At 63.2% G+C, this 18474-nt stretch carries 12 protein-coding genes; 6 read left to right on the top strand and 6 right to left on the bottom strand.

Going from position 1 to position 18474, the window contains the following annotated elements; all coding sequences use genetic code 11:
• Positions 1-201 precede the first annotated feature (201 nt).
• The 3 genes from C8J43_RS10770 to C8J43_RS10760 all read left to right on the top strand — a co-directional run bounded on the left by C8J43_RS10770 (position 202) and on the right by C8J43_RS10760 (position 3368).
• Complete coding sequence (locus C8J43_RS10770; protein WP_165899605.1) at positions 202-2454, top strand: TonB-dependent receptor; 2253 nt, start codon at positions 202-204, stop codon at positions 2452-2454.
• A 40-nt stretch (positions 2455-2494) separates the two neighbouring features.
• The gene (locus C8J43_RS10765; RefSeq protein ID WP_207893376.1) at positions 2495-2668 is read left to right on the top strand and encodes a hypothetical protein; all 174 of its coding nucleotides are present in this window, start codon (positions 2495-2497) and stop codon (positions 2666-2668) included.
• 193 nt (positions 2669-2861) lie between these two features.
• Entirely contained in the window at positions 2862-3368 is a 507-nt protein-coding gene (locus C8J43_RS10760; protein ID WP_133030906.1) for a hypothetical protein, read from the top strand.
• A gap of 417 nt (positions 3369-3785) precedes the next feature.
• Here C8J43_RS10760 and C8J43_RS10755 read toward each other — a convergent pair whose 3' ends face one another.
• Both C8J43_RS10755 and C8J43_RS10750 read right to left on the bottom strand, forming a co-directional pair.
• Entirely contained in the window at positions 3786-6125 is a 2340-nt protein-coding gene (locus C8J43_RS10755) for an EAL domain-containing protein (protein ID WP_133031409.1), read from the bottom strand.
• A complete protein-coding gene (locus tag C8J43_RS10750; protein WP_243645519.1) occupies positions 6125-6724 on the bottom strand; it encodes a methylamine utilization protein in 600 nt (199 codons plus the stop codon). The genes C8J43_RS10755 and C8J43_RS10750 overlap by 1 nt, the downstream gene beginning before the upstream one ends.
• Before the next feature lie 138 nt (positions 6725-6862).
• Here C8J43_RS10750 and C8J43_RS10745 point away from each other — a divergent pair, with 138 nt between their 5' ends.
• Positions 6863-7747 (top strand): DUF3034 family protein, encoded by an 885-nt coding sequence (locus tag C8J43_RS10745; protein ID WP_133030905.1) that lies wholly within the window; start codon positions 6863-6865, stop codon positions 7745-7747.
• Positions 7748-7759: 12 nt separating this feature from the next.
• On the top strand, positions 7760-8230 hold the full coding sequence (locus C8J43_RS10740; protein ID WP_133030904.1) for a group 1 truncated hemoglobin: 471 nt from the start codon (positions 7760-7762) through the stop codon (positions 8228-8230).
• 482 nt (positions 8231-8712) lie between these two features.
• Here the strand turns inward: C8J43_RS10740 and C8J43_RS10735 are convergent, their stop codons facing one another.
• The 4 genes from C8J43_RS10735 to C8J43_RS10720 all read right to left on the bottom strand — a co-directional run bounded on the left by C8J43_RS10735 (position 8713) and on the right by C8J43_RS10720 (position 17571).
• The gene (locus tag C8J43_RS10735; protein WP_207893375.1) at positions 8713-11940 is read right to left on the bottom strand and encodes a family 43 glycosylhydrolase; all 3228 of its coding nucleotides are present in this window, start codon (positions 11938-11940) and stop codon (positions 8713-8715) included.
• Between the two features lie 455 nt (positions 11941-12395).
• Positions 12396-15062, bottom strand: coding sequence for a TIM-barrel domain-containing protein (locus C8J43_RS10730; protein WP_133030902.1), 2667 nt, complete (start codon positions 15060-15062; stop codon positions 12396-12398).
• A 39-nt stretch (positions 15063-15101) separates the two neighbouring features.
• On the bottom strand, positions 15102-17201 hold the full coding sequence (locus tag C8J43_RS10725) for a beta-galactosidase (RefSeq protein ID WP_243645518.1): 2100 nt from the start codon (positions 17199-17201) through the stop codon (positions 15102-15104).
• A gap of 124 nt (positions 17202-17325) precedes the next feature.
• The gene (locus C8J43_RS10720) at positions 17326-17571 is read right to left on the bottom strand and encodes a hypothetical protein (RefSeq protein WP_133030901.1); all 246 of its coding nucleotides are present in this window, start codon (positions 17569-17571) and stop codon (positions 17326-17328) included.
• Positions 17572-17869: 298 nt separating this feature from the next.
• On the opposite strand from C8J43_RS10720, the gene C8J43_RS10715 reads away from it, so the two are divergent.
• Positions 17870-18289, top strand: coding sequence for a hypothetical protein (locus C8J43_RS10715; protein ID WP_133030900.1), 420 nt, complete (start codon positions 17870-17872; stop codon positions 18287-18289).
• Positions 18290-18474: the final 185 nt, after the last annotated feature.

Below are 18474 nucleotides of genomic sequence, written 5' to 3'. Positions count from 1 at the left end.
CGCTCCGAAATTGGGCCAAATCCCATTGACGGTATATGAATTAGATTGGACCGTTGGGGTGTCGATCGATGGACGGCGGGGACGCATGGCCGGCCCGCCCGAAGCCATCCGGCGACATCGTCATTTCACAGAATTGGGGCAGCGAGAATGGCATCATCCTCTCGGCGTATTGTGTTTCGGTCGTCGGCCATCGGGTTGCTCATGGCGGCGCAACCGGCGTTCGCCCGGGACGAACCGAAAAAGGATGCCGTGGCGGCGACCCCGCCAGAACCAACGGACGACATCCTCGTCACGGCGCGTCGCCAGGCGGAACGCGCGCAGGACGTTCCAATTGCGTTATCGGTGCTGACCGGGGCCGCGCTCGAACGCACCGGCAGCTATACGCTGACCGATGTCCAATCTCAGACGCCCAGCCTCACAGCGTTCAACTCGAACCCGCGCAACAGCTCGATCGGCATCCGCGGGATCGGCGTGTCTTCGGCCTCCGACGGGCTGGATACGTCGGTCGGCGTCTATATCAACAACGTTTATCTCGGGCGCCCCGGCATGGCGTTGGCGGATCTGATCGACGTCGATCGCGTCGAGGTGTTGCGAGGGCCGCAAGGTACGTTGTTCGGCCGCAACAACTCGGCCGGCGTGCTCAACATCACGACCCGCAAACCCGAATTCACGTTCGGCGGCACAGCGGAAGTTTCGCTCGGCACCTATGGTTACAATCAGGAGCGGATCAGTGTGACCGGCCCGGTTATCGACGGCCTGCTCGCGTTCCGCGTCACCGGGTTCAACACCCACCGCAACGGCGTACTCGACAACATCAAGACCGGGATCGATGCCAACAGCGTCGGGCGCAGCGGCGGCCGGGTCCAGTTGCTCGCCACCCCGGCGAGCAACCTGACGATCCGCCTGTCGGGTGATTATTCTCAGGAAGACGATACGTGCTGCGTCAGCGCCACGAAGCTCGTGCTGCCAGCATCACTCAGCGCAACGACAAGCCGGACGCTCCGCGCGCTCGCGTCGCTTGGCTATGTGCCGCAACGCAGTCTCGACTTCACGCAGAACAATTCGCCGCAGAACATGAAAACCGACCAGAAAGGGGTGTCGCTGCAGGTCGACTGGGATCTCGGCTTTGCAACCGCGACATCGATTTCCGCCTGGCGCTATTGGCATTTCAATCCCTTGCAGGACAGCGATGGCACGCCGCTCGACGTCATCCAGGTCAACGTCGCGCAGACCAAGGACGATCAATATTCACAGGAATTCAGGCTCGCGTCGCGGCCGGGGCGGTTCAACTGGCAGGTCGGTGCCTACCTGTTTCACCAGCGGTTGAAGGATCACTTCATCCTCAACCAGTTCGGTACCGATGCGAGCGCGTTCTACACGACCTATCTGCGCCTCGCCAATCCGGCTGCGGCAGCCGTGGTGATCGCGCCGGGATCGCAGTATCTCGACGATGTCGATACCAGCGTCGACAGTGTCGCCGCGTTCGGCCAGGCGAACTTCGATATCACGGAGCGGCTGACGGTCACGGGCGGCATCCGCTATACGCGCGACAAGCGCTCGGGGGTGTCGGACACCTCGATCGTCGGCACGCCTTATGCGGCGACGTCGATCCCCTTCCATTACGACGTTTCCGTAAAGGACGACAATGTCTCCTACCTCGCGAGCGCATCGTACAAGCTGGCCGACGACGTGCTGGCCTATGCCTCGTATTCGACCGGGTATAAGGGATCGGGCCTGAACCTGAACTCCGCGGTGTCCGCGGGGACTCCGCTGGTCCTGTCGCCCGAGAAGGTGAAGAATTGGGAACTCGGTTTGAAGAGCCAGTTCTTCGATCGTCGTGTCACGATCAATCTCAGCGCGTTCTCGACCGACCTGTCCGGCCTGCAGGCGAATATCGTCCCGACGAACGGCAACCGCTCGTATCTGGCAAACGTCGGCGACGTTCGGTCTCGCGGTGTCGAGTTCGACGCCTCGCTTCGCGTCACCGATACGCTGACGCTCAGCGGCAACGGATCGTACAACGACGCGGTCTATAAGCGCTACGCAAACGCACCCTGCCCTGTCGGCGTGAGCGGCGTCTGCGACCTGACTGGCCGACCGCTGTTCCAGGCGCCCCGATGGATCGGCAACGGCACGGTCGATTACCATGTCGATCTGGGAAACGGCACACGCCCATACGCGCTCGCGCAAATCAGCTATCGCTCGAGCATTTTCGGTACCGCCGATGCCGGACCCTATAGCCGCATTGAAGCTTACGCGCTGGCCAATTTCCGGATCGGCGCGGTGCTCGGCAACGGACGCTACGACCTCTCCGCCTGGATCAACAACGCGTTCGACAAACAGTATTTCCAGAACCTGAGCACGACGGCGATCGTTGGTGCGTCGCCATTCGCCTATGCCGGACAATTGGGTACGCCGCGCGCCGCAGGGACTACGCTGCGAGTCAACTTCTGACTTGCAGCACGCTAGGTTCTTTTCGATCTTCAAGCGCGGCGTGATCGGCACGTCCCACCACATGAGCGAGGCTAACCTGGGCCGCTACTGTGCCGAGTTCGACCTCCGCTACAACACGCGCGGTATGGACGATGGCGAGCGCGCTGCGCTGATGCTCAAGGGCGGTGAAGGCCGTCGTTTGACCTATCGGCGGACTGACAACCTCGCCGCCTAAGTGGCCAAAAATCCCGCGAACGATCGGAACGCCGCGTAAGCGTTACTTTCCTGACTGACTCGACTCTGGCTTGCGCTTGCCGATAGGCTTGTGCGGCTTGTGAGGAGTGGCGAACATACGCTGTAACGCTGCCTCGCGTCGGGCTGTCGTCTCCGCTTCGGAGTAGGTGTCCGCGTCGTGCTTAGGAACCATCATGTTCGTCACTCCTCCAAACACAATTCGCATCAGAACAGCCAGTTTCGCCTTCGCTTCGGTGCCGGGCTCCGGCACCGCGGGAGCCACGGACTTACACCTTTTTACGCCGGACGGTGAGCCAAACTACGTCACCTTCCTTACCCCGTTGGGCGTAGGGCAGATTAACGCGACAACGTCGCAGGTAATGGCGCAAGCCGGCGATGTGCCCCATGAAGGACAGTATCCGTTCGCTGTGCCCGGTGCCATTCGTAAAGGTGAAGGAACTAAAACGTTCTTTGGGCAAGAGTACGACAGGGCGGCCATAGAAGCCTTAGGTGTACTTTTGATTCGAGAAAACTTGCTAGATCATGGCTTGATCGAGACATACAGCGCAATGACGGGCGTATCTATTCAACAGGCCTCTAATCAATATTATTCCTCGACGAACATGAAGACTAGACTAGATGTGATCCGCAGTCTAGCTGACGTGAGCAGCCTCTCAGGCGAGAGAAAAAAAAGCTGCTAAAAGCATTGGATATAGTAAGTTCCGTTTCTAATCGTAGAAATGATCTAGTTCACGCTCATTGGTATTTCAGGGATGGCAAGCACATAACTCATAACTACAAACCGAACTCAAAAAACAAGATTGTGGAGGTAAACGTTACTGCCAAGGCGATATTGTCTCTCGCAGAGGATTACCTGGCGGCACAGGGGCTGTTACCAGCTTCTGCGCAGCTTATTGAAAGAGAGCGGAAGGCGACCTCAAACACCGCGACAAGTCGATCTTCCGGCGACCCAAGCATCTGATAACCCATCGCACCGCGCAGGGCGGAAACACCTGCTTCAATCATAGCTGCGGTTACTTCGATTTTAGCGCCAGTCCGCCCGGAATCATGTGCCATCTTAACCTGCTAACTAAAGTATATAGCTGCCCTTCCACCCGCTAGGCTGCCTGGCTGAATTTATTATCAAGCAACCCGGCGATACGGCCACTCTCAACCGGGCGACTGAATAGATAGCCCTGAATGTTACCGCAGCCCTCACCGCGCAGCAGGTCGAGCTGCCCGGTATCCTCGACGCCCTCGGCGGTCGTTTCCATGTTCAGCGCGGTCGCCAGGTCGACGATTGCGCGGACGATCGCCGCGGCGCTTGGATCGGTGGCGATGCTGGTGATGAACGAGCGGTCGATCTTGATCTTATCGAACGGAAAGCTGCGCAGGTAGCTGAGCGACGAATAGCCGGTGCCGAAATCGTCGAGCGCGACGCGAATGCCCATCGCGCGCAGCGTGTGCAGCAATGCGATCACCGGATCCTCGCCGTCGAGGAAGACCGATTCCGTGATCTCGATCTCGAGCCGATCGGGTGCCAAGCCACTATGTGCGAGCGCCTGGAGAATGATCGCCTGCAAGCCGCTGTTGCGGAACTGCAGCGGCGAAACATTGACCGCGACGCGGACATGCTCGGGCCAGTGCATCGCCTGTCGACAAGCCTCCTGCATCACCCATTCGCCGATCGCGATGATCAGCCCGGTATCCTCGGCGATCGGGATGAACTCGGCCGGCGGAACGATGCCGCGCTCCGGATGATGCCAGCGCACCAGCGCTTCGAACCCGCCGATCCGGTCCGCCTTAAGGTCGAACACCGGCTGGTAGTTGAGCACGAACTGGCCTGCCTGGATCGCCTCGCGAAGGTCGAGTTCGACCTGCCGCCGCCAGCGTGCCGCGGCGTCGAGTGCGGGTTCGAAAAACCGGAACACGCCGCGACCGTCTTCCTTCGCGAGATACAGAGCGAGATCGGCATTCTTGAGCAGTTCGTCGGCGTCCTCGCCGTCGATCGGCCCGATCGCGATGCCGATGCTGACCGCGGTCGCGATGTGGTGGCCATCGGCCACGACCGGCTGGCGCATCATATCGAGGATGCTCTGTGCAAGGACGCGCGGGCGATCGGCATCGAACTGCCCCGACAGGATCACCGCATATTCATCGCCGCCGAGCCGCGAGACCAACCCGTCGGGTGCGACCTCGATCAACATCGTGCCGATCGCCTTCAGCAACGCATCGCCGACCGGATGGCCGAGCGTGTCGTTCACGCCCTTGAAGCGATCGAGATCGAGACACAGCACCGCGATCCCCCCGCCGGTACGCCCGACCTGGAGGATCGCCTGGTCGAGCGACTGGCGAAAAAAGGTGCGGTTCGGCAGGCCGGTTAGGACATCGTGGAACGCAAGATGGGTGATCCGGTTCTCGCGTTCGAGAATGCCGGCCGACATCCGGTCGAAGCTCGCGGCGAGCCTGCTGATCTCGTCGCGCCCCTTCACGACGATATGCGCGCGACTCCCCTCCTCCAGCGCGCGCGCCGCGGCGTCCAGCGCCGCGAGCGGTCCGGCGATCCCCAGCGCCAGCCGCCGGCTGCCCAGCACAACGAGGATCAGCCCGGCCAGCCCGGCGAGCGCGATGCCCGCCTGCAACGGAAGATAGGGAGTCAGTGCGGCGTTGAGCGGATAGCGGATCAGGATCGCCGCCTGCGGCCGACGTGTCAGGCCGGCCAGCGGCTTGGCGATCGCGAAAGCGCGGCCGGTCGACAGATTTAGCATGGCGAGCGTCCGGGTCGACTGCGATGCGCCGACCAGGCGATCGACGTCGGCGTCCGACCCGATCGACCGGTCCGCCGCATGCCAGCGGCCTGCGCCGTCGCTGCGCATGATCGTCGCGATCAGCGGGATCGCGGACAGCCGTTCGAGCGCATGCATCTCCGTGCCATCGAGTCGCACCGCGAAGACCACCCAGCCGACCTGTGTCGGCGCCATCACCGGTGACAGGATCAGTCGATATACCTGCCCCGCCACCACCACGACCGCGTCGCGCCGGTCGTCCGGAACCGCGAAGGGAAACCGAGCGACCGTCGCCGCAAGCGCGCCCGAGGGGCCGCTGACCCGGCCGTCCTGATCGACCACGAACGCGGCGGTAACCTCGGCCCGGTGGCTGATATTGGCAAGCGCGGATGTGATCGTCGGCCGATCCCCACTGGCAACCGCGGCGCGGAATCCGAAATCTCGCGACAGCAGGTCGGCCGACGCGATCAGCGACTGCGACCTGAGCGTCCAGACCCGGTCGTAGACGCTGCCGCTGGCGATAAGTTCCTGGCGCACGGATTCGCGCGCGTGCGTCCAGATCATCGCCTGCGCGACGATCGCGAGCAGCACCATCGTTACCGCGAACAGGCTCGCGTACAGCACCGACAGCTTGGTCCGGAGATGGCGGAATCGCGGCGCGCGAAGACCCATCACCGGTGCAGCACGAAGGTCGTGGCAAAGCCCGTGGCGGCGACGTCGATCGGCTGCGACGCGGTGCTGCCGGGCGCGCGGATCGAGGGGTGCCAGACGCGGACCGTACCTGTCCCTGCCGGCACGCCGGTGATGCTGACATGCCCCGCCTGGTCGGTCAGCGCGGCAAACGGCGTGGCAGTCACGAACACGAACCCGCTCATCGAATCATGGATGTTGCAGCCGAGCGGGACCACCCCCGGACGGTCGAACAGGACGGTCCGCGCATCCTCCTGCCCGTAGAGTTTCAAGTCGAACTTCTTGGTCTTCGAAAACGAATAGACGTGGTGACGCACCCGGTCGCGATTGGGGAAGCCGACCGTCGCGCCGACCGGGACGATCAGCACGTGTGGCTGAAACGCGATGTCGCGCTGTTCGATCATGTACGGCCCGCGCACCGTCACCCCCGGCGCCTTGGGCGTCTCGATCGTGACCACCGCGCCCGGCAGTGGCTTGCCGTCGAAGCCACGGACATCGATCGCCACCGTGGCGGCATGCGCGGCCATGGGCAGCGCAAACGCGACGATCATCGAACTCAGGCGGAGGACGGATGCGTACATAGAGCGACTTCTAACGGTCGGAAGATTGCCAATCCGTAAATGCCGCTCATGTCTTTTTCGCCCCGGCTCCGCGTGGAAAACCGGGCTAGGGAAACCGAGATTTAACCAATGGTCTCCATGAGATACCGGATGATTCGCATGCCATCGACCGTCGCCGGATGCATCGCCAACTTCGTGGTGGCGATCACCGTCGTGACAGCGTCTCCCGCCGCAGCGCGCGAGGGTCGCGCAGGCGGTAAGCTGATGCTGACCAACGGCGTCACCACGATCGAGGGCAGTTCGGGCGGAGGCATCTCCACCTGGGCGCTGATCGCCGGCAACGAGACCGTCGACGGGATCGGCGGGTCCGCGCACGTCTCGGTTATCCTGCTGCCGGACTATCGATGGGAGAGCCACGGCGCAGCTATCGGGGTCCACGACCGACTGGAACTGAGCTACGCCCGACAGAATCTCGACACGCGCGATGTCGGTGCAAAGCTTGGTATCGGTCGCGGCTATACGCTCAACCAGGACGTGTTCGGTGCCAAGCTGCGTGTCGCTGGCGATGCCGTCTATGGCAGCGCCTACCTGCCGCAGATCGCGATCGGCGTGCAGTACAAGCACAATCTCGATCCGCAGATCGTCGCCGCGGTCGGTGGACGCCACGCCAGCGGTACCGATATCTACGTGGCTGCCACCAAGCTCCTGCTGCGGCAAAGCATCCTGCTCGGCACCACGATCCGCTACACGAAGGCCAACCAGAACGGCCTGCTCGGGTTCGGCGGCGATCGCGGCGCACATCGCACCGTCCAGGTCGAGAGCACGCTCGGCTATCAGATCTCGCGCCAGTTGGTGGTCGGCGGCGAATATCGGTCGAAACCGGACAATCTCGGGTTCGCCAAGGAGAATGACTGGAAGTCCGCCTATGCCGCCTATGCGATCAACAAGAACCTGACCGCGACCGCGGCCTATGTCGACCTGGGATCGATCGCAACGGCCGAGCGCCAGCGCGGCGGCTTTCTGTCGCTCCAGACTGCCTTTTAGGGGACGTTTCCGATGCTCGTGCTTGCCTTGCTCGTCCTCCTCCAGACCGCGCTGGCGCCGCCAGGCGAGGACCCGGTCGCGCCCTATGCCATGAGCGATGCCAATGCCGGCGGCGGTCCGTTCAAGGGCGTTGCCATGCTCGAGGCGTTTCACGGCGTGGCCGGCATCGGCCGGATCGTCGATGATCTGGTGACGACGAGCCAGGCCGATCCGCGCATCGGCGACATCTTCAAGGGGCAGGACATGATCCGCCTCCGCCGCACGCTGAAGGAGCAGTTCTGCGTTCTGTTGAACGGCGGCTGTCACTATACCGGTCGCGACATGGCGACCGCGCACAAGAGTCTCGGCATCCAGGCCAAGGACATGAATGCGCTGGTCGAAAACCTCCAGGCCGCCATGCGTCGCGAGGGTGTGGCGTTTCCAGCTCAAAACGCCTTCCTCGGCAAGCTTGCCGCTATGAAGCCGTACGTGGTCACCCGTTAGAAAGCCCACAAACGGACGTTCGGGGCCCTTCCCCGCCTCCATCTTCAGCCATCCGTTCGTCGGGCTGGAAGGTAGTGCTTGACGGCCGATCCGTTGTCTGGACGGCCTGAAATGACAGGAAAGCGGAAGACGGCTGTCGATAAGGCGGGTGGCAATAGCCAACATTCCGAAGCTGCTGCTTTTACCAAAAATAATCACGTTTGAGAAGGTCCGGTACAACGCAATGCGTTGATAAGCATACCGTGCGGTCTGCACGAACAGCGGACGGACACCGATCCTGTTCCGGCATGCGCACATGTACGCCCAAGCGGCAAGCGACACCGCCAACAGGACAGACATGCCACAATCATCGCCACGCCGGTAGCGACGCGTTGATCCAATATCGGTTAGGCTTCAGTGGGAAGGTAGCGGACAAGCGACTTTCCGCCCCGCGAGATGGTTCGCCATCGGGGTTATCGCCGCATTGTATTCACGCTCAAGCGTCAACGGATTGTGACGTTCATCGTGACGCGGCGGTTGACGGGGGCCACTTCCTCGTTGGCGGTCATGTCGAGTAGCGGTCGGCCGTCCGCGCTCCAGTGCGTGCGGCGCACGCGCGCATCTCGGCCGTCACCGCCGACACCATTGCCCCAGCTGTGGTAGACGTAGAGGTCGTTGCCGTCCTCGTCAGTAGTGAAGGCACCGTGGCCCGGCCCCTGTTCGTAGCGGCGATAATCGGTGACCCCTGCGGGCATCGGCACGCTTTTCTGGAGCGGTGCCGGCCACTTGCGCCACGAACTCGCCCTCGTCAAATCGGCGTCCACCGGCGCGGAGATGCCGTTCACGACATAGGTCGGGCTCACCCCGGAACTGGAATAGACGAGCGTCAGCCGTCCGTCGTGCCTGAGCGCGAACGCGCCTTCGGCAAGGTTCTCTTCGACCGAGGTCCCGGGCGCGATGATCGGGGCTGGCTGGCTGGCAAGGCGCGTCGGATGCTCAGGGTCGACCTTGGCGATCCACGTCAGCGGGTCGCCGAGCACGCCAGCGGTCGGCAGATAGCGTTGCGACCACGTGTAATAATGCTGACCAGCGACCTCGACGTAGGACATGTCGAGACTGATATTGCTCGGCATTTCAGTGCGGCCGAGTCGTGCGCCATCGGCCTTGCGGATCGCCGCGGGTCGCGACCAGTCGGCAGGGTTGGCGGGGTCGCCATCGTCGCGCAGTTGCATGATGTGGGATTCGACCGTGAACCATGCGCCGCCTTCGTTTGACGTGTTGTCCCGCGGGTTGAAGCAGGGCGCAAACAGGATCGAGAGCTTGCCGCCAATCTCGTGAAGCTCCGGCGCCCAATAGCAGCCGGCGATGACGCGGCCGTCCGCGGTGCGATCGCGGCGGGTGCGGCGGTTGAGCAAGTCGACCTCGCGCGCGCGGCCGCCATTGTCGTCGGCGAGGTCGGCGATCGTGTCGGCGACCCGGATGGGCAGGTGCGCGGAGCCGACATTGTCGTTGTTCGTGTCGTCGGTCGCGACGAAGAGGTAGCGGACGCGGCCGTTGCGCTCCCAGCGATAGATGTCGGGATCGGCGCGATTATAGGCGAAGATCGCCGGATAGGTGCGTTGGCGCACAGTGCCGTGAACGACGTATCGGCCTGGATGGGTAAGGCGCGCAAGATCGGCGGCGTCCCAGTCGACGGCGCGGGTGGCAGTGGAGCCGTCCGAATACCCAAGAGTCACACGTGCGTCGCGTAGCGCGGCGGCTTGGCGAGCGACGATCACCTGCGGCGCCACCGCGGCGGTGGTGTTCACGATGCGGCCAAAGCGTTGGGTGAGCACGGTGGCTAGGGTGGCATCGATCGGGAGCGTATCGTCATCGGTGGTAAAGATGCGGCCGTTGCGGGCGTCGCCGACGTTGCCGGCCGAAACGATCTGCTGACGACGACCGCCGGGCTCGAAGGGCATGTCGCGCCATTCGGTGCGCGTCAGATCGGCGGCTGTCGTCCAGCGCGGCTTCCCGGAGCGATCGGTCCACGACAGCACGTAGCGGCGGGCGGCGGAATCGTAGCGCGCGTGCGGCTTCGCGACGCCATCGGCGGTGTGCAGGTCAAGAGAGCCCAGTTCGACGAAGTCGCCCGGGTGCGTCAAACCGCTGCGGAAGACGATCGTCGCGGTGGGATCGGGATCTGGCGTGCCGGCCATGTCGACGCGCGTCGCGATAACGCCGAGCGTGGCGTCTGCGAAGTAGAACAATGACGGGTCGGCAACCCCGCGCAGCGCGACGCGATCCACCCCAACATACTTGCCGCGCGCGAACAGGACGCCGTAATCGTCGTTCAGAGGGACGGTGCTGCCGTCAGCGCCGGTAAGCGCGAGGTGAACGCTCCGCGCCACGGTCGGCTGGTTCGCGTCCCGCGCGGTCGTGGGCGCGCGCGCATAGGACCTGAGGCGGCTCGACGCGGTGCCGAGCAGGCGGACGGTGAAGTGCTTGGCGAGCGTCGTTCCGTCCAGACGCTTCAGGGTTCCGTCGAGATGGACGACGCGCGCCATCGCGTCACGGTTGATGAGAACACCGTCGGACAGCACGCGGCCGTCGACGCGCCATGTGACGAGATGGCCGTCTGGTACAGGCAAGCGCGTACCCGAGGCCAGCACGGGAGGAACCACCCAGCTATCGGCCGCGGGCGCGGGCGCGGGCGCGGGGCGGTTCCAGTACGCGACGAGCCTGTCACGTTCCGACGCGGTGATCGCCATGACCGTACCGTGCCGCGGCGATGCCGGCAGGCTGAACGCCTGCGGGTAAGTCCAGGCGATCTTGCCGTTGAGGTCATTCGTCGCCAGCGGAATGTAGCCGACGCCGCCATAGTCATCGACCCACAGGAAGTACTTGAATCCGCTGGTGTCGCCCGGATTGGCGACGAACGCGCTCGGCCCCTCCACCTCCGGTGTGCCGGAGCGCCGGCCGACGCAGCGGTCGACGATCTTCCACGCGCCCGAGGCACCGGATGCGCGCAGCGATGGGGAGACCTGAGCCAGGATATCGCTCGACTTGCAGCCGCTGGCGTCGCTGACTTTGGTGAAGCGATAATATTGATCGCCAACTTTCATGACGGTCGCGTCGATCATGCCCTTGGCCTTGACCGCTCCCGGGACGTCGGCGGCCTTGAACCACGGCTTCGGAGAAGTGAACGTTCTGAAATCCCGGGTCATCGCAGTCAGGATCTGCGGCCCGTTGCCGTCCTCGCGCTTGTGCGCGGCATCCTTGTAGAGCGTCGATGTCCAATAGACAACGTAAGCACCAATGGTGGGATCGTAGGTGGCCTCGGGCGCCCAAGTCATGCCCGCGGCAGGCACGTTCACGCGAACGTGGCGCTGCTTGCCCCAATGGATCAGGTCGGTCGATTCCCAGATTTCCAGGTGGCGGCTGCCGTGGTCGGTCGCCCCGCCCCAGCCGCTGCGACCGGTCGAAAGATCGGTAGCGAGCAGGAAGAAGCGGTCACCCTTTGCCGAGCGCATGATAAACGGATCGCGCAGGCCCCGCGTGCCCTTGGTCGATTCGAGTATCGGCTGGGCATCGTTCAACGTCTTCCACTGCAAGGCATTGTTGCCATCGGAGATCGCGAAGCGCAGCTTCTCGCCGTCGATCGTATTGCCGGTGAAGTAGACGAAGACATAGGCGGATAGCGGCGGCAGCGTGGCGGGCGCGGCGCCGATCAGGGGGACACCCGCAATCATGAGGAGTAAGAAACGAAGTGCCTGATTCATTCGGGTCCACCCAATCACCACCGGGGCCGGCAAGCTTGCAGGTTCCCTTATCAACTATAATATGTCCGACATTTAACCGGCAGCAAGGTTAATCGGAAAGCATCGTCCTTGCCGTGGGTGGCGCGTTCCCGTCCCCTCCCCTGCTTCACCACAGACCGAAGTGAGGAGCCTCGCTCCTCGGCCTATTGCGGCAAGAGAAGCTTGGTCGAATTGGGTGAATATCTCGAGCTGTGGAAGGCCGGGCGCGCAGCATGGGCCTCGTGTTCTTCTAACCAGCCGCCCCCTTCCAACCGACAACCTGTCCCGCGATCAGCAGTCAATGCGACGACCAAATTCCCATAGAAAGGGGGCGGACCCTGTGAAACAAACCGATTCTTATGGTACCCTTCGCGTCATGAAATCGACGAACTCGGCATCCATCTAGCCTAAGTGCTAAGGATCATTTGCTTAGCCCGTCCGGCATAATCGACTGCCATGCCCGGGCTTACTGACAGCGCAGAGATCCCAGGGCGCATCAGGTGAGCGCGGATTACCCGACTATTCGTCATACCGGAATAAGAACCCCGCCGCGCGCCCAAGGTGAGCACACCCGTTGCATGCTTCCACTCCAGCGACATCCGCGCCGCGGCGCCTTGCTCGTAGCGATAGGTAAGCCCGTCATCCTCGTACAACGACGCGGCGCCGTCCCGACCCGGATAAATCAGGAGATCGAGCGCCCCGCCAAGCAGCCCGGCCGTCGATTGGCCAACCGGCCCCAGTGGCAGGATACTACCCGCCCGCACGTGAAGGGGGATATGGTCCAGTGTCACCGGAACGGTGTGCGTCCGCCCTCCCTCACGATGCTCGCCTGTCCAGAAATCGTACCAGCCGCCGTCCGAAACCGGCAGGTAGACGTCCCAGGTCTTCACGCCGGCCGCGAGCACCGGCGCGACATGGATGGCGCTGCCGAACATGTACGCATGAACCTGATCGAGCGCCTTCGGGTCGTGTGGAAAGTCGAACACCAGCGGTCGGATGAGCGGCATGCCAGCCGCCGACGCCTCGGCTGCCAGAGCATAGGTGTAGGGCAGCAAGCGATAGCGGAGTTCGAGGTACAAGCGGGCGATGCGCTCCACCGTCTCACCATATCGCCAGAACTCGGTGTCGGTCATGTAGCCGTGGACGCGCGTCAACGGCAGGAACGTCGCGAACTGGAACCAGCGGAGGAACCGTTCCTGATAGGCAGGGTCGGTATATTGCCCTTTGCCCGGCCGAAAGAAGCCTCCCGCGTCGACGGTCCACCAGGCCTGGCCCGCCGCCGCCATATTGAGTCCAGCCGGGATCTGCCGTTTCAACGTCTCCCAGTCATGACCGATGTCGCCCGACCATGTCGCGGCACCATAGCGTTGCTGGCCCGGTGCGGCCGATCGGGTGAGGATCATTACCCGCTTGTCCGGATACGCGCGCCGCTGCTCCTCGTACACCGTTCGGCTAACTTGCAGCGGATAGAGGTTACGGCGCTTCTCGCCGGGCTGGGTCCTGCCCGGTGCCGCATAAATCGGCCGTCCGACGAGGTCGTCATTCTCTGGCTCTGTCGCGTCCTGCCACCAGGCGTCGATACCGAGCGAGGCGAGCTTCTGGTTCTGCTGCCGGGCATAAAAGCGCGCGGCGACCGGATTGAAGAAATCGATCCATTCGGTACCCGGAATGTAGAAGCCCTTCGCGGCCACGTCCTTGCCCAGCGCCGTTTCCTTGCCGACCTTGGACCAGACCGACAGCATCAGGCGCATGTCCGTCGCATGCAGATCGCGTACGAGGCCTGCAGGGTCGGGATAATGGTCTTCGTCGAAACGCATGGCGTTCCAGCCGTATTTTCCCCAATATTGCCAGTCCTGCACCATCATGTCGCAAGGGAGTTTTCGCGCGCGAAATTCGCGTGCCGTCGCGATGATCTCATCCGACGAGTGAAACCGCTCGCGACAATGAATGTAGCCGAGCGCCCAGAGCGGCATCATCGGCTGCGGCCCAAGCAAGGCGTGATAGCCGGCCATGACCTCCACCGCCGTAGGCCCGGCGATCACGACGTAATCGATGCCCTCGGATACCGGCGACCACCAGGTCGTGCGATCTTCGACCGGTGCGAAGTGGAGCACCGGCACGTCCTCGTCACCTGCCCGTACCAGCACGCTGTGCTCTCCGGCGGCGAGCTTGCCGATGAAGCTGGCGGTCGGCGGCAACCAGAGGTTGGTGTGATCCGTCATGGGCTTGCCGTCGATCTCGACATAATGGCGCGACGACATCTTGCGGTTGAGATCGAGCAGGAACGCATAGCGCGCGCCTTGCGGGACCGTGAACTTGCCCGTGAACACGGCATCGCGGCGCTCGACGCGGGCATTACCGGTGGACGTGGTGACATCGGCCATGCGCGCGTCGCCCGCTGCCGCCTGCCGGGTTAGCACGATAGGCCGGTCCGGCCGGTTCAGCTCCGCCATACCTGGATTATGCCACAGCAGACCATAGCCCTTGCTCGACAGCACGAACGGCTGACTGATCTGCGTGTTCACCTGCGTCAGGCGTCGCGGCAGGCCCCGAATATCGAGATGGCCGTCCTGAAAGCAGCCCGTACCGTAGAGGCGTTCGTCGGCCGGGCTGACGAAGCCTTGCGCTACGGCCAGGGTCGGCTCGTTTCCGATCGTCGATTGCGCGACATGCCGCGATCCGGGGGCTTCGCTGAGGAGCAGGTTGCCGGCGCCGTCATGGAATGACAGGCATCCGGTCGCTTCATCCCATACGCATTGTGCCTGGGGAAGCGTCAGACGCGTTCGGCTGCCCTCCCGTATCCGCCTGGGGACTGGCGGCTTCGCGATGGGCGCCAGCATTTCGCCTGGCGTCGCCGGCGGCGCTCCCACGGGTGCAACACGGACGCGGAACGCACGATCGCTCAGGACCGTGACGGCAATCGACAGATCGCTGGTGCGGATCACGAAATCGGTGGAGGCAATTCTGGTCGCGGCGTGTACCAGGCCGCTCGACACGATCGCCGCCCCCGCGCCGCTTCCTAGCAGTGCCCGCCGGGTAATGGCGGCGTTACGCGGCGTTTTTTGATCGTTCACGCAACCTCCCCTTCGCTTTGTTTCCGCACGGCGCGGCCATTAATCGGATCGTCCATCTTCCTCGATGATGGCGACATCCCACGCGGCAAGCTCGATCGGTCCGCCACGCTTCACCTTGCGCCCCTGCAGCAGTTCAGTGCCCGCAGCCGGGGCCGCCATATGCTGTGGCATAGCCGAATAGTTGAGCACGTAACGAACGGTGTGGCCGTTCTTCAAAATGCCGCCGCGCACGATCAGCGGGAAACGCACGCCCGCGACTGATGGCACGACACCCGCGCGCGTGACTTCGGCGGCAACGATCTTCTCGGCCAGCGCGTCGCTCGGCATGAAGCCGACATAGCTGACCTCACCCTTGCCCCAGTGGTTGCGGGTCATCGCGGCGGCAGCCGGCCATGACGGATGCTGATAGTGTGCCACGACCTCGGCGGTCGTGGGCTTCAGCATCTCCATCCACCAGCGCGGCGCGTTGTCGGCATCCGAAACGCCGAACGGATTGCCCGCCAACGTGACCCCTACGGGAATCGTGAACTCCTGGTACGTGACGCCAGCCGCTTCGGCGATCGCACCCGGTTGTGACGCATAGCGCACCTTCGTGTTCTCGTCCGAAAAGCCGCTCTTGAAGGTGTAGAGCAGATGTCCGCCGCGCTTGGCATAGTCGTTCAGCCTCGCGATCTCGGCGTCGCTCGCCGCGTAAAGCGCCGGCACGACGATCAGCTTGTAATCATCGAGCTTCCGCGTGCTGTCGGGCGACACGATGTCGGCTTCGACGTTCATCCGGTAGAGCGCATCGTAGAAGGGGCGCATCACCTGATTATACTCGATGCCCGCCGGCTTGAACGAATTGAACGCGGTCTGGGCGGCGTTGCTGACATAGACGGCGACCTGATTGTGCTTCGTCATGCCTGCCAGCTTCGGACCGAGCCGCGCGATCTCGGCACCGATCACCTTTGCCGCCGCATACTCCGCATTGGGCTTGTAGTCCTGCGACAACAGCCCGCGCCAATAGGTCTCGACCGCGTTGGCGGTGGTCGCCCAGTGCCAATATTCGACCATCTGCGCGCCCGAAGCGAGATGGCTGAACGCCTGCAGGCGAAGCTGGCCCGGATAGGGCGTCCATTGCGGGAACCCCTGCGCCTCGGTTTCCAGCACCAGATAATTCTGTCCATTGCGGATCGAGCGGGCTTCGTCGCCACCGAAAGCGATCTCCGCGCCGGTGAGCTTGTCCTGCGTTGGATGATAGATGTCGATGCCGGCGATATCGAGCGACCTTGCCGCCTTCCAATGGTCGACTTCCGGCTGGATGCCGTAGGAGCCATCACGCCAGCCCAAGTCGAAGTTCTGCGTCATGAACTGGCCGGGCCGGGCATGGGCGCGAACGAGCTTGGCCTGCCACGCGAGGAAGTCGGTGACGAGGCTGCGCTGGTAGGCGGCGAAGGCGTTGGACATGCTGGCGTTGATCGAGCCGGTGGCCGACGGGAAGTCCTCCCACCGGTTGATGCGGTTCGACCAGTAATTCAGCCCCCATGCCTGGTTCAGCGCATCGAGGCTCGGCCATTTCGCCCTGATCGACCGCACAAACCCCGCCTGCACCGCAGGACCGCTGGTGTCATAAGGCTTGGTCTCGTTGTCGAGCTGGTAGCCGATCACCGCAGGATGATCCTTCACATGGTCCACCAGCGCCACGATCACCCGCTGGGCCGCCGCCCGGTAGTCGGGATCGGTGATGTCCATGTTCTGCCGGGTGCCGTATTGCGCACGTACGCCGTCACGACCGACGACGAGGACGTTGGGATGCTGGCGCGCGAGCCAAGTCGGTATCGCATAGGTCGGGGTTCCGACGATCACCTTGATGCCTTGCTTGTGCATCGCGGCGAGCATGCGATCGACATGGCTGAAATCGAACACCCCGGGCTGCGGTTCCAGCGTGCCCCAAGTCGATTCCGCGATGCGGACGACACTGATCCCCGCCGCCTTCATCATCCGCGCGTCCTCATCGACGCGGTCGACCGGGGTGTACTCGTCGTAATAGGCGACGCCGTAAAGGATGGTATCGGGCACCTGCGCCTGCGCAACCGTCGGCAACGCCACCGTGGCCAATGCGAGTGCTTTCGCGAACCGCTGCATGTTCCTGCCTTTCATCGCCAAGTCCTCCCCACGCCGTATCGTTTGCACGCTATCGGCGCGATCCTCGCCGGCTCAGCAAGCGAGCGCAAGCGATCGATACGGAGCGGCGATCAGTCGCGATGGCCGAGCCGCCCGTCTTTCAATCCCGCGGTAAATCGCGCGGTAAATCGCGCGGTAAATCGCGTGGCGCGCGAGCGATCACTGCTTGGGCCGAACGAAGACGAGCCTTCCAGATTTTAACCGATGGGTGCCCCGAAGCCAGGCCGGCAAGCCGCCCTTCGATCTGCGCAACCTCTCGCTTGGCTGCATCGAGCTCGGTGGCTGTCGGAGCAGGTTGGATATTGGCGCGCGCGTGTGCGCCGGTGCGTCCCTTGCTTTTGGTCATGGACGACGCGATGGTCTTAGAGACGGGATCCCGTCAATGCGGGATGGCATCGAAGACGCCGCGTTTCGCCAGATAGCCATAGTCGGCCATTCGCGCGCCCTTCCCCGCTTCCCAACTTCAGACACTCGTTCATTGCCGCGCTGGCCGCTTTTGGCGCCTGTTCGTACGTCATGAATGTCGTGAAGGGAGAGGTCAGCCGACATTCCTGCCAACAAGGAGAAAGGCGTATTAGCAGTCGATCCGTTCCGCATTAAGTGATTGCCAAGCTCCTGCTCGTAGTCTGTGAAGGATGGGCAGGATGTCTTTCTTCGTCGGGATGTTCGGCCTTCAGCTGGTCGCGCCTTTGATAATCATTGGCTACCTAACCCCTCGCTACGTACCCAGCGCCTCGCTAGCGAGCGCGGCCGCCTCGACGCCGTGGCCGGAACTCGGGCGCGAACGCATGATGGCGAGCTTCGTCAAACGATGCCGCGGGGACTGGAACTTCGAAAGGTTTGAGCGTCGCGGCGAGGCGACGCTGTATTCCTGGGAAAGTGACGCCGGTCTCATCGCCCGGACCCGGATCAACTGCATGCCAGGCCATCGATGCTCGGTCGCAGCGCAGGCGCTCATAAACTGGCCATTCCCGCCACAGCTCGGAGGCAAACCCGTACCCACCCATATCTGGGGCTGCGGCGCCGGCATCCCCGACTGGACTCGGCCCAGCCCTGTCACGTAACGGGCGGTGTTCGCTGTCCCATGCCGCTGGTCTGTAACATAAACGATTACGTCGGATATGATTACTCCGGACATATAGCGCCAGAGTCCTCCGCGGCGCCGAAGAGCCGCGCGCCATTCCAGCCGCTGCTCACGACGATAGCCCAGCCAAGTGAATGATTGGCCACCGCCCGGTCGAACTGCTGG

This window comes from Sphingomonas sp. PP-CE-1G-424 (assembly GCF_004341085.1).
Taxonomy (GTDB): Bacteria; Pseudomonadota; Alphaproteobacteria; order Sphingomonadales; family Sphingomonadaceae; genus Sphingomonas.
The sequence above is the reverse complement of the archived record's forward strand: the minus strand, read 5'-3'. Positions and strand labels throughout refer to the sequence as shown.